This window comes from Corynebacterium pelargi (genome assembly GCF_014635485.1).
GTDB classification, from domain to species: Bacteria; Actinomycetota; Actinomycetes; order Mycobacteriales; family Mycobacteriaceae; genus Corynebacterium; species Corynebacterium pelargi.
In genome coordinates, this window is record NZ_BMCX01000001.1 from 111,020 (window position 1) to 125,930 (window position 14,911).

A 14,911-nucleotide genomic window follows, 5' to 3' on the forward strand; every position below is an offset into this window, starting at 1 on the left:
CCCCGCTTGATTCGAGCGGGGGCTTTGTTGATGGTTGATGGCGTACTTAGCGAAGTGTGCTTCGGCGGATCACCAGGCCGCACGCGATGGCCGCTAGACCGTAGGCAGGCAGCCAGTATTGCTGCCAGACCATCAAGGGCTCTTGAGGCAGTAACCGGCCTAAGAAGACCAGGCCTACAGCAAGTGCCAAGGCGCTCACCTGAATTCGCGATCCGGGCTGGCGTTTATCGGTGGTGGCAAACGCACCAAGGAAACCGGCGGCCAAGATGATTGCGATAAATGACCAAGTCACCGGGAAGGGCACCATCCACCCTTGTACAAGTACCTGCACCAGCGTGAGCAAAAAGAGCGCGGCGCCTACGGCTACGAAGGCACCGCCAACTCGGAGGGCATTACTCATTCTCGAACCAGCCCCAGGTGATGGCGCGTCCTAGGGAGTGGAAATAGAGATTGAAGCCCAAAACCGTGGGGGTGTTGTCCTCTTCTACCTCAAGCTCCTCGGTATCAACCGCGTGGACTGCAAAAAGGTAGCGGTGAGGCCCGTGGCCAGCCGGAGGTTGGGCGCCGTAATAGCCCTTGGTGCCGGAGTCGCCGGCGAGGGTGACGACTTGGCTGTATTGAGCTAAGACTTCCTCAGCCTTGCCGTGAGGAAGCTCAGTGACCTCTACCGGGATGTTGAGTACAGCCCAGTGCCAGAAGCCAGCAGCCGTGGGCGCATCGGGGTCGAAGCAGGTGATAGCCAGAGACTTTGTGCCTTCGGGCAGATCCGACCAGCGCAGGTGCGGGGTTTCATTGTGCTCAGCGGTGAGTGCTTCTGGAAGCTTGTCGCCATCGTTGAAGTCATCGCTGTGCAGCGCAAAGCTGGGAAGATCTTTGAGTGGAGCGTATGGGTCTGGCCCTGGGAACCGAGGATCGTCATAAGAAGTCATAGCCCCTTTTCTACCTGATTATTGTGACGATTACTACCTCCCGCGCACCACTTTGGCGTAGCTCACCAAGGAATTTCTTGTGCACACCCACTAAGGCTCAGACGTTAAATTTTTAGGCATTGAGCAGGCAATTTGTATAGATCGGCAAGGCACCCTATAGTAATGCAGGTGCCCAGCCGAAAGGCTGAAGCTTCACACCCTGCCCGGGTGGCGGAATGGCAGACGCGCTAGCTTGAGGTGCTAGTGTCCTACTAATGGACGTGGGGGTTCAAGTCCCCCCTCGGGCACAAATAAACACCGGAACCACATTGGTTCCGGTGTTTTCTTTTGTCTTATTCAGACTCTGGCGCATCAAAGGCTTGCAACACACGCTCAGCGGCAAGCGTGGGTGTTATATGCGCATCGCGCAATTGTGCCTCCACGAGCTGGCGAACCTGCTGCACCTTCGGCTTGGTGTTCAGGCGCTGCAAGAGCGTCTCATGCACCATCGACCACATCCACTGCACCTGCTGCTCGCGACGATTGTGTTCAAACTGACCCGATTCGAGCATCACCTGATGGTGCTCAAGGACGTGATTCCAGAACTCATCAACGCCTTGATGCTCCACGGCCGACATCGTCATGGTCGGTGGATGCCACAGTTCATCTTCTTGACGCACCATCCGCATGGCAGCTCCCAGCTCCCTGGCGGCGCGCTTGGCGTTTTTCAGGTTCGGACCATCGGCTTTATTGATGGCCACCAGATCGGCCATCTCAAGCACACCCTTTTTAATGCCCTGCAACTGGTCGCCAGCGCCGGCGAGCGCCAAGAAGGTAAAGCAGTCCACCATCTGCGACACCGCCACCTCCGACTGGCCCACACCGACGGTTTCGACGAGGATCACGTCAAAGCCTGCGGCCTCAAACACCACCATCGACTCGCGGGTAGCCTTGGCCACTCCACCTAAGGTGCCCGCTGAAGGCGAGGGACGAATAAAGGCGTCATCTTCGCGGGCAAGCTTGGCCATGCGGGTTTTATCGCCCAGGATGGAGCCACGGGTTCGAGTGGAGGAAGGATCGACTGCGAGTACAGCCACTTTCTTGCGCTGCTCGATCAGGTGCATGCCCAAGGCCTCAATAAAGGTGGACTTGCCTACTCCAGGAACGCCGGTAATGCCCACGCGAAGCGCGTTGCCGCTAAAGGGCAACAGTCGCACGAGCAGTTCCTGCGCGAGCACCCTGTGGGCGGCTGCAGTGGATTCCAAGAGCGTGATGGCCCGCGACATCAAGGTGCGATTGCCGGCCCGTACTCCCTCGAAGAGCTCGTCGACGTCGATCCTTCTTCTTGCACGCTTGACTACCTCCGGGGCAACTGCGGTGACTTCTCCGAGATCAGTACCGGCAGTAGTCATCAGTGAGCCAAGGTGGTGTTCGAGAAATTCATTGGAATCCGACATCGCGATCCTTTCTATATTCCACTTTCCATTGTGCAACAGTGCGAAGGTTTCTGAAATGGTAAATGCGCCCCGTTTTCACGGAGCGCATCTACTTAGTGCTGACTCGTCATGCCCTAGGCTTGCTCGAGCTCAGGCAGATCAATGCCAAGCTGCGCAGCGAGCTTATTCATCATGTCGATAGCGGAATCGGCAATGACGGATCCGGGCGGGTAGATAGCAACAGCGCCGTCGTCGTAAAGCTCCTGGAAATCGCCCGGAGGAATCACACCACCGACGACGATCATGATGTCTTCACGACCAAGCTTGGCCAGCTCTTCTTTCAGCGCCGGCACCAAGGTGAGGTGGCCTGCAGCAAGCGAGGACACGCCCACGACGTGCACGTCGGCATCCACGGCAGCCTGTGCGGCTTCAGCCGGGGTCTGGAACAGCGGTCCGACGTCCACATCCATGCCAAGGTCCGCGTAGGCAGAGGCGACCACTTTTTGTCCGCGGTCGTGGCCGTCTTGACCCATCTTCGCAATGTAGATGCGGGGGCGGCGACCCTCTTCCTGCTCGAAGGCATCAGCCATGGCGATGGCACGCTCAACGTTGCCCACTTTGCCCTCCTTGCCAACTTCTTCCTTGTACACACCGGACAGGGTGCGAATTTCGGCTTCGTGGCGGCCGAAGACCTTTTCCAGAGCATCGGAAATCTCACCAACGGTGGCCTTGGCACGAGCGGCATCCACCGAGAGCTTGAGCAGGTTCTGCTCGAGATCGCCTGGCTGTTTATTCTCGTTGCGAGCAGCCTCGGTCAGCGCATCGAGGGCCTTTTGCACGGCTTCTTCGTCACGCTCAGCGCGCAGCTTTTCCAGCTTGGCAATTTGCTCGGCGCGTACCTTGGTGTTTTCAACCTTGAGCACTTCAATCTCTTGGTCTTCTTCCACCACGTACTTGTTCACACCGATAAGTGCCTGGCGGCCGGAGTCGATGCGAGCCTGGGTACGAGCGGCGGATTCCTCAATGCGCAGCTTCGGAATGCCCTCGATGGTGGCCTGTGCCATGCCACCGGCTTCCTCCACCTCTTCGATGTGCTTACGGGCGCGCTCGGCGAGCTGCTCGGTCAGCCACTCGATGTAGTAGGAACCAGCCCAGGGATCAACCGGGCGTACAGTGCCGGATTCCTGCTGCAGCAGCAACTGGGTGTTACGGGCAATGCGTGCCGAGAAGTCGGTGGGCAGCGCCAGTGCCTCGTCCAGTGCGTTGGTGTGCAGCGACTGGGTGTGGCCCTGCGTAGCTGCCATGGCCTCGATGGCGGTACGGGGGACGTTGTTGTAGACGTCCTGAGCCGTAAGCGACCAACCGGAGGTCTGGGAGTGAGTACGAAGCGACTGAGACTTCGGGTTCTTCGGATCGAACTTCGCCACCAACTCGCTCCACAAGAGGCGACCTGCACGAAGCTTGGCAATTTCCATGAAGGTATTCATGGAAATGCCCCAGAAGAAGGACAGACGCGGCGCGAACTTATCCACGTCTAGTCCGACTTCCTTACCAGCACGGATGTACTCGATGCCGTCGGCAAGCGTATAAGCAAGCTCGAGGTCGGCGGTAGCACCGGCTTCTTGGATGTGGTAGCCGGAGATGGAAATCGAGTTAAAGCGCGGCATCTTCATCGAGGTGTACTCGAAGATATTGGAGATGATGCGCATCGAAGGCTTCGGCGGATAGATGTAGGTGTTGCGCACCATGAACTCTTTGAGAATGTCGTTCTGGATGGTGCCCGCCAACTGCTCCGGGGGAACGCCCTGCTCCTCAGCGGCAACGATATACAGCGCCAGAATGGGCAACACAGCACCATTCATGGTCATCGACACCGACACCGCGCCCAAGTCGATGCCCTCGAAGAGCTGACGCATATCCAAGATGGAGTCGATGGCCACACCGGCCATACCCACATCGCCAACGACGCGCTCATTATCCGAGTCGTAGCCGCGGTGCGTAGCCAAGTCGAAGGCCACCGATAGACCCTTCTGGCCGGCCGCGAGGTTACGGCGGTAGAAGGCATTGGACTCAGCAGCCGTGGAGAAGCCCGCGTACTGGCGAATGGTCCAGGGCTGGTTGGTGTACATGGTCGGGTATGGGCCACGCATAAATGGCGGCATGCCCGGGAATGAGTCGAGCTGCTCGGCGTCTACAGTGTCGTCGCGGTCATCGCGAGTAAACACGCGCGGCACATCGATGCCCTCGGGTGTGGTCCACACTTGCTCGCGCAGCGCCTGCGCATCGCCAGCATCCTTTGCCTCGGCGGAAGCCGAGTAGTCTGCAAAATTCGGAATCTTGGTCATGATGTCTTAGGCTCCCAACTTCTCGAGCAGCTCAGAAAGTTTCGCGGCTGCGTCGATCTTGAGGTTCAAGTAATCGTCTGGCTCGAAGCCGTGGCCAGGTGCGCCTGCCAGCAGCACCGTCTCAACGCCTTGTTCGCGCAGTGCCTCCAGCGCGGCTGCGCCATTGGCCTCGTATTCTGCATCGGTACCGCAGATCACGGCGATCGGTGCGGACTTCGCGGCTTCATTAAAGGCATCAGTGCCTGGGGTGAGCTCGCCGGGGTTCAAGGCTTCAATACCTCCGGTGCCCAAGAGGTTGACCACAAAGCCGGTGCGCACATTGTGCTTGGCCAGCGGGCCGAGCGGAATCAAGACCGCGCGTGGGCGATGGCCCTTGACTTCCATGAAGGCATCGGAGCGGTTGCGCAGTGCCTCGAATTCGGCAGCCCAACGGCGAACGTGCTTCGGCTCCACGCGAAGATCAGCCGGAAGTGGTGCCTCGGCGAGGTTCGGGAACTCGTTAATGGCGGTGAGCTTCTTTACGCGGTGAGCAATGTCCTTGCGTACCGCTTCGTGCGCCTCGTCGAGCAAGCTGCGAACCTTGCCTGCCTCGATGGCCTTTTGCAAACCACCCTCAGCCTCAATCTCCTGGAAGATGGCCCAAGCCTTCTCAGCCATCTCAGTGGTGAGCTGCTCAACGTAGTAGGCGCCACCGGCCGGGTCGATGACGTGGCCGAGGTGAGATTCTTCGAGCAGCAACAGGTTGGTGTTCCGGGCGATGCGGTGCGCGAAGGTGCGAGAAACCTTGGGCAGGCCACCGGTGATGGCCCAGTCGAAGACGAGCACTTCCACGTCTGTGGCTCCGCCAACACCGGCGGCAAACGCCGAGACGGTGGAGCGCAGCATGTTCACCCACGGATCGCGCTGGCTGAACATCACTGGTGCAGTCAGGGCGTGCTGTGGGGCCGAGCCGTGTTCGGGGGCATCGAGGATCTCTGCCACGCGAGCCCACAGCGCGCGTGCTGCGCGCAGTTTGGCGATCTGTGCGAATTGATCATCGGTGACGGCATAGCGGAAGGAAAGCTGGTCCAATGCCTCTTCGATGCTCAAACCGGCATCGTTGAGCGCACGCAAGTACTCCACGCCCGCTGCAAGGGCCAGGCCGATTTCCTGGGCGTCGGTAGCACCTTGGTTAGAAAAGGACACCGCATCAACCAAGATGGCACGCACGTTGTCGTGCTCATTGGCCTTCTTTGCCAACGCAATGGCGGCATCCAGGTCAACCGAGGCGGAGCCATCGACGGCAGACGAAAGCGGTGAAGCACCAAATTCCAGCAGCTTTGGCGCGCCGGATTGGCCCTTGGCAAGCTCCAGCAATGCTTCTGCCTGCTGCTCGGTGTGCTTACCGGCATTCAGGCGAACGGGAGCGTGCTCGAACAGGACGTCTTTGAGCAGAGAGGAGAGTTCGCAGTTGCCGTAGGCCACGATATTGGTGGTGCCATTGTTCAGTGCGCTGAGCACCTGCTCATTGGTGGCGTTGGCGCCGAATGCCTCGGTGACACCCCAACCCACACCTTCTTCGGTGCCTACTCGCTGTCCACCGCGGGTAAAGGGGAAGGTGCCCGGAAGGGTTTGCTCATCCAACTCCTGCCCGCGGTTATACAGCGGATTGACTTCAATGCCGTCGTAGGTGGTTTTTGCCAGCTTGCGCCACACGTCCAGCGGAACGTCGGCAATATCTTTCTTTTGTACGCGTGCAAAGACCTTGGCAACGGCTTGGTACCAAGCCTGCTCCTTGGCCTCAAATTCTTCGGTTCGGGCGAATCGTGTTTCAGTCACGAGTAAGACCCACTCCCCTCACATAATGATCGGCCGCTCCGAACGAGGCTTGCCTCTGGTGCGGCACTGTGATGCTATTGAGTACGTTTTGGTGTTATGTGACGCAAGACGCTAAATCCGCCAAGGATTCGTACATCTCACAACATGGCTACAGTCTAGACGCCTGGGAGAAGAACTTCCCGCATATTTGCCGACTCTTTTAGCCAGGCGTCTAAGGTGAATTGGCGTGAGCAGTTTCTTTCGGCGAGTTCTCGACGCCACCCGTGATGGATTAAACACTTTTTCCGCGTGGCCTCGCTGGCGCCAAGTTGCTGCCATCGTCGCGGTGATTTCTCTTTGCATCATCGTGGCCTTCGTCGACGCCCCAAGCCTTGGCACCTTGCAGCAATGGGCTACAGATACCGGCGCTTGGTTTCCCGCCCTCTTCTTCTGGCTCTACGTGCTGATCACCCAATTCCCCATCCCAAGAACGGTGATGACCCTTTCAGCGGGCGTGCTCTTTGGCCCAAAACTCGGCATCGCCCTAGCGCTGGGCGCCACCACCTGCTCGGCAGCAATCTCGCTGTTGCTGGTCCGTAGCCTTTTTGGCCCATTGGTCATCCCATTGCTCCAGCATCCGCGAATCGACACGATCAACGCCAGGCTCGAACAACGAGGATGGCTCGCCGTGACTTCCCTGCGCATGATTGCCGCAGTTCCCTTTTCCTTCCTGAATTACGCAGCCGCCTTTAGTGCCGTCGGCGTGATCGCTTTTAGCATCGCTACCTTCATCGGCTCCTTCCCCGGAACCGTGCTCACCGTGATTCTCGGCGACTCCCTCGTGGGCAGCGCCAATCCCATGGCACTGTTTGCCGTGCTTTTGCTCGCAATGTTGGGAATCCTCGGAATTTTGCTCGACACACGCTTGCCAGTCAAGGCTGAACAATAGACTTTTGTTAGTCTTAGGGCATGAATGAGCTCGGCATCTACGCCCGTTATCGAGGACGCGAGCGTCGTCGCGCTGAGTTGGTGCGTCGTTCAGCTCAGGCGCTTTCCACACTCGAAGGCGCAGGCACCTTCCAGGTGCACCAGGTAGAAGACATCTCCGCCTCACCTCATACCGCCTCAGGGCTTGTCGACGCCACCATGGCGCTGCTTGCCGCCGGCGATTGGGCAATCGGCGCCGCCAGTGGTGTCGAGGCCGAACATGCAGCGCGTATGGCTCTCGGACCACGCCCGCGCGCCGGCCATGTCTATATCGCAGCCGGGGATTATTCCTCCGATATCCAAGCAACCTTTGCACTGCTGCAGTTTTTGCTATCAAAAAGAACCAGTGAAGGCCGCGAGGCAACATCACTGGTTCGTTCAGGACTCACGCAAATTGAAGCCGCCGCTTCCCTTGGCATCTCCAAGCAGGCGATGAGCCAACGCCTCCAAGCTGCGGGCTGGCAGGCCGAGCAAGCCGGGTATGGGCTTGCCGTAAGCCTTTGGCAGCGCGCGCTGGAACAGCACTAGTTATTTGTCTGTTTCTAACTCAGCACTTGGCTGCGCGGAAGTACTTGGCGGTGCTTCGAGGTTACGTGGAGCCTCTGCGTTGGTCATCTCGACTGCTTTGGGACGTTCCTGAAGCGGCTCTTCGTCGACAGGCTTATTTGCCACCGCGTTAGCAGCAGCAACGGCCGCTGCGATCTCCGGGTTGGATTGGGTATTAAACCAATCTTCGTGATCGTCATCAGCGGCAATATCCTCGCTGCGCTTATCTACTTCAGCCGGCTCATAGCGGAACACTCCGGCATCATCGCGCTGGGCAAATTTCTTGGCAAAGTCTTCAAGCGCATCGCCAAACTGCGAAGGAATCATCCACATTGTGGAAGCCTCTCCCTGGGCAAGCTCCGGAAGCTTTTCTAGGTACTGATACGCCAGCACCTCCGGCGTTACCTGCGCAGACTTGATCGCAGCATTGACCTTTTGGATTGCCTTGGCCTCACCTTGGGCCTCCAAGTAACGCGCAGCGCGCTCACCTTCAGCGCGCAAAATGGTGGCTTCGCGTTCAGCTTCAGCCGCCAAAATCGCGGCGTGCTTCTCACCTTCGGCGGCGAGGATCTTTGCTTGCTTTTCACCCTCGGCGGTACGAATGTCGGATTCCCTGCGGCCTTCGGCAGTCAGAATCATCGCACGCTTTTCGCGATCAGCCTTCATCTGCATCTCCATCGACTGCTGGATCGATGGTGGCGGATCAATGGCCTTGAGCTCGACTCGGCTAATTCTCAAGCCCCACTTGGTGGTGGCAGCATCGAGCTCGCCTCTTAAGCGCCGGTTAATAACCTCACGGGAGGTCAGTGTTTCTTCCAGGGTCATGCCACCGACAACATCACGCAGTGTGGCCACGGAGATCTGCTCTACACCGACGATGTAGTTATCAACGCCATAAATGGCGCGTGCAGGCTCATTGATTTGGAAGGTCACCACCGTATCAATAGCCACGGTGAGGTTGTCTTGGGTGATCACCGCCTGGGGAGGAAACGACACCACGCGTTCACGCGTATCGACCTTGGCACGGACACGGTCGATAAACGGCACCAGCAGGCTAATCCCACCGGAAATGGTGCGCGTATAGCGGCCGAGCCTTTCTACAATCGCTGCCTCACCCTGCGGGATCACCACGATGGTCTTGACCAAAATCAGCACCACCAGGGCAATGAGAACGGCTATAAAGATGAAACCTTCCATTGACTAAATCCCTTTCCACACCACAGCCGTGGTGCCCTCAATATCAACAACATTAACTACTTCCCCAACAGCGAAGTGTTCGTCCTCGTGTAACGTGCGCGCCGACCAAATGCCGCCATCAAAGCGGATCTGACCGCCGGTGGCGTTTACCGGCTCAAGCACTTCGGCTGCTTGCCCGAGGGCTGCTCGCGGGGAGGTATCGAGTGCAGGCGCTTGTTGCAGTCTGCGGCGAGCCACAGGCTTGACCACCGCTAGCAGTGCGATGGAAACAATGGCAAAGACGATGACTTCGAGGTACATCGGTGCATCAAAAAGCCCCACACCGCTGGCAGCTAAGGCACCGCCTGCGAGCATGAGAAAGGTGAGCTCGCCGGCAAACATCTCTAGGCCGGCGAGCACTAATGCAATGACAAACCAAATAAGTGCTCCCACACGTGCCAGGATACGCACAGGGGTTTCACTGCGGTAGGGCTACCTAATTATTGCCCCTTAGAGCAGGTCTTCCTTGCTCAACTCCGGGTTGCACACAAAATCAACCAGTCGCTCTACCGCGCCAATCAGGGAGGCATCGACGTCCCGGAATGTCTCGACTGCGCGGTAGACCCGACGCCAGCCTTCCTTCGGGTCAGACCAGCCCACCCGGCGGCAGACCCCTTGCTTCCAGTCTTCGCCATAGGGCACCTCAGGCCACGCAGAAAGGCCGAGGCGTTGGGGTTTGACCGCCGCCCAGATATCAATGAAGGGGTGACCGGTCACCAGAACATTCGGGCCTACTTCCTCGGTCAAACGGCTTTCCTTGGAGCCTTCAATGAGGTGATCGGCAAGCACGCCCACCCTTCTTTGGGCAGTGGGCTGGAAATCATCGAGGCGCTGCTGGAGATTATCAAGGCCCTCGAGGTACTCCACTACCACGCCTTCCACGCGAAGGTCATGCCCCCAAATCTTTTCTACAATCGCTGCATCGTGTACGCCTTCAACCCAGATGCGCGAAGGCAAGGCCACTTTTGCCTCTACCTGTTCAACTCGGCGAGAGCCAGAATTAGATCGTTGCGACTGCGCCTTTGGCACGTAGCGGGTTAATGAGACACGCTGGCCGTCGATAAGAAAAGCCCCCGGGCGCATTTTAAATAGGCGCTCTTGGCCATAACGATCTTCAAGGCGAACGAAATCCCCGTCGTAGGTTCTTTCGAAGGCAATGACCGCTCCGACGAAGCCGTCGGCAAGCACTTCAACAACCAAATCTGGGGTAGCTGGAACTTCTGGGAACGTGGGCGCCTGCTTGCGTCGATGCCCACCTAGGATGTCGCCACTGTATCGATCGTCAAAGCTCATAGCCGCCTACTTTATCGGCTAGGATGACTCGCCTATGCACTCGCCACACTATGTCTACTCCCCTGCCCAAAATATCGCCTTGTGGGTGCAGCAGTGGGTCTGCGGCAGGCTGCCTTTAGATGAAACCATCGATGCGCTCAACGAACTCGGAGGCCCGCATCGCCTAGGCGATGGCGGCGAAATTGCCTATGTGCTTCGCGAGTTTCGTGCGCACTGCACGCCATCTTCGCGCTATCCCTGGCTGAGCTTGGTGCTCCCCGGTCCAGGCCAGGCACTGCTTGCGCAGCTCGATGCACCGGCGGCCTTGCTGCTTCGCCACGATCCAGCAAGCCCTGCCACCTTGGCTATTGCCAAGAACCATCACGGTGCAACACAGTGGAATTTCGCGCAAGCAGAGGTGCCGATGCATCTGCAGTCTTTTCTCATGCCCGGCGATGCAGATACCCAATTGCGCAGAGCTATTGATCAGGCAGCCGAGGCTATTGCCGCCCAAGGCATGGCATTAGATCGAGTGCAGCAACCGAGGCTGCGGGTAGGCACACTGAGGGATTTTTATGAGACCCCCGGCCTGCCACCGGAGGTGCCAGAACGTGCAGCCAAGCTCATTGCACGAGCCGATTATGCTTCGGCAATTCTAGAGACGGTACTCAGCGGCTTCGGTGAGCACCGCTTTGACCCGCAACTGCTCAGCACTGCTAACGCCATCCGCGATGCCCGCATGGCGGCGGTGGCGTACTGCTCCATCGAGCTTGGTCGCGAGTACGCCTAGGCACCTAGCCTCAGGCCGGACGCTTCCGGTTTTGGCAGCAGCCCACCTCGCAGGCAGCCCCATTGATGGTGCAGCCCTTTGAAGGCACAGTGCCCAAGTGCTTCGGCTTGACCACCTCAAGGGACTCAGCAATCAAGTCCACCACCATGGCGGCAAAGCTGTCGGTATGGCCGATGGTATCGGCTCGTACCACTTCTAGGCCGAGGGGAGTTACGGCGTCTTGGAGCTCATGGTCGAGGTCCCATACCACTTCCATGTGGTCTGAGATAAAGCCAATGGCTGATACGACCATCTTCTCAACACCCTGCTCGCGCAGTTGCGTGGCGTGATCGACAATGTCTGGCTCCAGCCAAGGGATACGCCCGTTGCCGGAAGCGGATTGCCATACGACGTCGTAGTCTTCGAAGCCGAGGCGTTCGGCAACTAGTCGGGCTGCCTCCTTGATTTGCTTTGAGTACAAGGAGCCGTCTGCTTGGGTGCCGGAATGTTCATTGGCCACCACTGGGATGGAATGTGCCGTAAAGACAAGCCTTACGCCTTGATCTTTGGCTTGCTCGGGCGTGAGCCCCCAGGTCTGGAAGGCCTTTTCCACCACCTCGACTTCTTCGTCAATGAAGGTGGGGTGATCAAAGAACTGGCGCAGTTTCAGAAACTCGATGGGCGCTACACCCTCGGACTGCAGGTGCTCACGCATCGCCTCAATATCTTCACCGTATTGCCTGCATCCTGAGTAACCACCCCAGGCAGAGGTGGCGAACACCGCGGCCTTTTTCACTCCGTCTCGAGCCATTTGCTCGGCGGCGTCGTTGGCAAAGGGCTTCCAATTCCGGTTGCCAAAATAGACCGGCAGGTCGATCTCACGGCGTTGAAGCTCGGCTTCGATATTGGCGATGATCTCACGGTTGAGGTCATTTAAAGGGCTCTTGCCATCGAAGTGGTAGTAGTGCTCTCCCACCTCATCCAGGCGCTCAGGAGGGATACCGCGGCCGCGGGTGACATTTTCAAGGAAGGGACGTACTTCATCTACGCCCTCCGGGCCGCCGAAGGAAAGCACCAGCAGTGCATCGATATCCTCAAAAGAGCTAAATTGTGCCTGCGAAATCGCGTCCGGTTGCTGCATGTTCAATAGGGTAACACCGTCACTTCGAACACCAACATCGCTGGATTATGCCGGTTCGCCGTGAGGGCGCCGTGACGCATGAGGCACCTGCGGCCTCATGGGCGCAGTACCACATCGGGATCGACTCTCGGCGCCGCCTAGAAGATAGCGCGGGTTAGAAAAGCACAAAGCGGGCAGCACGCATAGCGCGTCACTGCCCGCTGAAAGATGCGAGATCAAAAACACTCGCTTAGATCATGCGAACCACATATGGGCTCATGCCGGACCAACGCACCGGGGAGATCTGCACGGTGGAGCCGGATTGAGGTGCCTCGATCATTTGTCCGTCGCCGAGGTAAATGGCGACGTGCTGCTCAGCATTCGGGCCGTAGAAGATGAGGTCGCCACGCTGCATATTGGCAGGTGCCACCTTGGTGCCACGTTGATACTGGTAGCCGGTGTAGTGCGGCAGGGCGATACCCACGCCGGCGAAGGCGTAGACCACCAGGCCGGAGCAGTCGAAGCCAACCTTGTTGTAGTCGCCGTAGGAGTCTGCAACACCACCATCGCGGATACCGCGGGTAGGACCGTTAGCGTTGCCGCCACCCCATGCGTAGGGAACGCCGAGCTGCGACATGGCGCGGGAAATCACCGTTTCAATCTGCGAGCTTCGCGATCCATCGCTGACAGTCTCAGAGGCTTGCTCGGACACCGACTCGTTCGTCTCAACCTGGACGCTATCAACAGCTTCATTGCCGCTGGCCTGGGTGCCCTCAGGGTTTTGGATGGCATTGCCGCCACCATTGCCTTCAAGCGAGGTGTGATCGGGCTGGGATGCCTCGATGAGCGCGGCTGCTGCCTCAGTGGATTTATCCTCAGAAGCATCCTGTGCCTGCTTTGCCTCATCGGCCTTTTCTGCTTCTTGTTCAACCTTGGCCTTGGCGGCTTCGGCGGCCTTTTCAGCAGCTTCAAGACGTTTCTGAGCCTCGGCCTTCTTGGCTGCGGCAGCCTTCTTTTCGGCCTCTGCCTTTTCATCGGCGGCCTTTTTCGCCTCGGCTTCAGCCTGAGCCTTCTGCGCAGCCTCGGCTTCACGCTTGGCCTTTCGCGCGGCTTCTTCCTTGGCGCGCTGCTCTTCGAGGGCCTTCTGCTTGACTGCCTCGGCGGCCTTGGCGGCTTCCTCGGCCTTCTTCCGCTCTTCTTCGGCCTTGATGTAGTCCTGGTATTCCTTGCGGTCGGATTCCAAGGCGCTTACGGTGCCACGTGCTTTATCCAGCTCGCGTTGAGCACGATCGCGTTCTGCGACTAACTCCGCGCGCTTGCGAATATTCTCGTCGAGTTGCTTGGAGGTGTCTTCGATCCGAGACTCGGCCTCGTCCTTTTTCTCCTTGGCAATCTTCTCGCGATCTTCGGCGATATTGCGAGCCTCGCGAAGCCTCGATTCCTCATTGGCCTGCTCGGTGCGCAGTTTATCGAGCTTTTCGACGGTCTCCCGCTGCTTTTCAGCGTTGACGCGCTTAAAGGTTTGACGATCGAGCGCATCTTCGCTGGTTTCAGCTCCGGCGAGTTCGGAGACACCGCGGTTGTTGCCACCTTGACGGCGATACTCGGATCGAGAGATTTCGTCGAGAACCTTTTGGGCCTCTTCGATCTCCGACTGCGTCTGATCGAGCTTGGCACGGGCGCGCTTCACGCCTTCGCGAGCTTGCTCAGCGGAGGTTTCGGCGTCGTGGTAATCCACCAGCGCCTTGTTTACCGATTCGCGCAGCCCGCCCATCTCCATTTCGAGCTGAGAGATCTCGGCATCGGATTCGCTGACGGAGCTGACCAGAGCGGAAACGCGTCCCTCTGCTTGACCTGCCTCAGTGGTGGCCTGTGCGATTTCCGTATCAGAGGGGTTCCTCGGCTCTGCGCCCGCGGGAAACGCGGTGCTCACTGCGAGCGAGGTCGAAAGCGTAAGTGCTGCCGCCAGGCGAACCGCGGGGTACTTCGACGCAAAACTTGACACAAATTCTCCTGTTCACACGGCCCCCACGCCGAAACTTTCGCCTTGCCTAGGTTTGCGGCAGGCGTGCATGAAGCATTCGGCGTGGATCCGAGCAGGTCGTACACGTTGCACAGCTCGTTAAGGCAACCGCGAACAGTCCTTGCATTCTTGAGATCTCACTGCGTGCTTCCCCACATGCGCGAAATCCGAAGTTGAAAGTCAAGGTTCTACAGTCGACTCACGAGCCGATAAGTGAACCATAAAACACATTGGCCACTTTGTCTGCATCTTCCCCCGTAGTTCTCCCGAGTAACATTGGTACTCAACTCCAACAGGAACTTCGCAATATGGTGCTCACCCGCAGAAACTGTTACCAAATCGTCATAAATGTATCATTGGTCACATTTTCGGGAAGTATCGGCGTGGCAACCCCGATTCGAGGTTCGTCGAAAAGCTAAAAAGGCAAAAGAAAAGCCCACAGCCTTGACTAAAACTGTGGGGATTGGAGGGA

Annotated in this window: 13 protein-coding genes and 1 tRNA gene; 4 read left to right on the forward strand and 10 right to left on the reverse strand. The window is 58.2% G+C overall.

The genetic code is table 11. The features are described 5' to 3' along the window. Positions 1-46: 46 nt before the first annotated feature. The gene (locus tag IEU99_RS00495) at positions 47-400 is read right to left on the reverse strand and encodes a hypothetical protein (protein ID WP_128889832.1); all 354 of its coding nucleotides are present in this window, start codon (positions 398-400) and stop codon (positions 47-49) included. Further along, positions 393-929, reverse strand: coding sequence for a YbhB/YbcL family Raf kinase inhibitor-like protein (locus IEU99_RS00500; protein ID WP_128889831.1), 537 nt, complete (start codon positions 927-929; stop codon positions 393-395). Before IEU99_RS00500 ends, IEU99_RS00495 begins: the two co-directional genes overlap by 8 nt. Positions 930-1,130: 201 nt before the next feature. On the opposite strand from IEU99_RS00500, the gene IEU99_RS00505 reads away from it, so the two are divergent. Continuing rightward, a tRNA-Leu gene (locus IEU99_RS00505) sits at positions 1,131-1,216 on the forward strand. Between the two features lie 45 nt (positions 1,217-1,261). Here IEU99_RS00505 and meaB read toward each other — a convergent pair. The 3 genes from meaB to IEU99_RS00520 all read right to left on the reverse strand — a co-directional run bounded on the left by meaB (position 1,262) and on the right by IEU99_RS00520 (position 6,507). Next, positions 1,262-2,365, reverse strand: a complete 1,104-nt coding sequence (gene meaB / locus IEU99_RS00510; RefSeq protein ID WP_128889830.1) for a methylmalonyl Co-A mutase-associated GTPase MeaB — start codon at positions 2,363-2,365, stop codon at positions 1,262-1,264. A gap of 113 nt (positions 2,366-2,478) precedes the next feature. Further along, the gene (gene scpA, locus IEU99_RS00515; protein WP_128889829.1) at positions 2,479-4,689 is read right to left on the reverse strand and encodes a methylmalonyl-CoA mutase; all 2,211 of its coding nucleotides are present in this window, start codon (positions 4,687-4,689) and stop codon (positions 2,479-2,481) included. Between the two features lie 6 nt (positions 4,690-4,695). Then, on the reverse strand, positions 4,696-6,507 hold the full coding sequence (locus tag IEU99_RS00520; protein WP_128889828.1) for a methylmalonyl-CoA mutase family protein: 1,812 nt from the start codon (positions 6,505-6,507) through the stop codon (positions 4,696-4,698). Between the two features lie 226 nt (positions 6,508-6,733). Between IEU99_RS00520 and IEU99_RS00525 the strand changes: the two genes are divergently transcribed. Both IEU99_RS00525 and IEU99_RS00530 read left to right on the forward strand, forming a co-directional pair. Next, entirely contained in the window at positions 6,734-7,435 is a 702-nt protein-coding gene (locus IEU99_RS00525; RefSeq protein ID WP_128889827.1) for a TVP38/TMEM64 family protein, read from the forward strand. Between the two features lie 20 nt (positions 7,436-7,455). Next, on the forward strand, positions 7,456-8,001 hold the full coding sequence (locus IEU99_RS00530; protein ID WP_128889826.1) for a MarR family transcriptional regulator: 546 nt from the start codon (positions 7,456-7,458) through the stop codon (positions 7,999-8,001). On the opposite strand, the gene IEU99_RS00535 is transcribed toward IEU99_RS00530, so the two are convergent. From IEU99_RS00535 to IEU99_RS00545, 3 genes are read right to left on the reverse strand one after another with little or no spacing between them, the layout of a single operon-like run. Continuing rightward, positions 8,002-9,216 carry an SPFH domain-containing protein gene (locus tag IEU99_RS00535; protein WP_128889825.1) on the reverse strand — a complete coding sequence of 405 codons (1,215 nt, stop codon included), beginning with the start codon at positions 9,214-9,216 and terminating at the stop codon, positions 8,002-8,004. It lies immediately after the preceding gene. A gap of 3 nt (positions 9,217-9,219) precedes the next feature. Further along, positions 9,220-9,648: an NfeD family protein gene (locus IEU99_RS00540; protein WP_128889824.1), complete on the reverse strand. Its 429-nt coding sequence runs from the start codon at positions 9,646-9,648 to the stop codon at positions 9,220-9,222. 57 nt (positions 9,649-9,705) lie between these two features. Continuing rightward, on the reverse strand, positions 9,706-10,548 hold the full coding sequence (locus IEU99_RS00545) for a DUF3097 domain-containing protein (protein WP_128889823.1): 843 nt from the start codon (positions 10,546-10,548) through the stop codon (positions 9,706-9,708). Between the two features lie 34 nt (positions 10,549-10,582). Between IEU99_RS00545 and IEU99_RS00550 the strand changes: the two genes are divergently transcribed. Continuing rightward, positions 10,583-11,317, forward strand: a complete 735-nt coding sequence (locus IEU99_RS00550) for an Rv1486c family protein (RefSeq protein ID WP_128889822.1) — start codon at positions 10,583-10,585, stop codon at positions 11,315-11,317. 10 nt (positions 11,318-11,327) lie between these two features. Here the strand turns inward: IEU99_RS00550 and IEU99_RS00555 are convergent, their stop codons facing one another. After that, a complete protein-coding gene (locus IEU99_RS00555) occupies positions 11,328-12,437 on the reverse strand; it encodes a ferrochelatase (RefSeq protein ID WP_128889821.1) in 1,110 nt (369 codons plus the stop codon). Positions 12,438-12,666: 229 nt separating this feature from the next. Next, on the reverse strand, positions 12,667-14,385 hold the full coding sequence (locus IEU99_RS00560; protein WP_229718365.1) for a DIP1281 family NlpC/P60 protein: 1,719 nt from the start codon (positions 14,383-14,385) through the stop codon (positions 12,667-12,669). Positions 14,386-14,911 lie beyond the last annotated feature (526 nt).

Coding starts and splice junctions, on each gene's coding strand:
- IEU99_RS00495 (WP_128889832.1), bottom strand. CDS start 400: ATGAGTAATGCCCTCCGAGTTGGCGGTGCCTTCGTAGCCGTAGGCGCC.
- IEU99_RS00500 (WP_128889831.1), bottom strand. CDS start 929: ATGACTTCTTATGACGATCCTCGGTTCCCAGGGCCAGACCCATACGCT.
- meaB (WP_128889830.1), bottom strand. CDS start 2,365: ATGTCGGATTCCAATGAATTTCTCGAACACCACCTTGGCTCACTGATG.
- scpA (WP_128889829.1), bottom strand. CDS start 4,689: ATGACCAAGATTCCGAATTTTGCAGACTACTCGGCTTCCGCCGAGGCA.
- IEU99_RS00530 (WP_128889826.1), top strand. CDS start 7,456: ATGAATGAGCTCGGCATCTACGCCCGTTATCGAGGACGCGAGCGTCGT.
- IEU99_RS00535 (WP_128889825.1), bottom strand. CDS start 9,216: ATGGAAGGTTTCATCTTTATAGCCGTTCTCATTGCCCTGGTGGTGCTG.
- IEU99_RS00545 (WP_128889823.1), bottom strand. CDS start 10,548: ATGAGCTTTGACGATCGATACAGTGGCGACATCCTAGGTGGGCATCGA.
- IEU99_RS00550 (WP_128889822.1), top strand. CDS start 10,583: ATGCACTCGCCACACTATGTCTACTCCCCTGCCCAAAATATCGCCTTG.
- IEU99_RS00555 (WP_128889821.1), bottom strand. CDS start 12,437: ATGCAGCAACCGGACGCGATTTCGCAGGCACAATTTAGCTCTTTTGAG.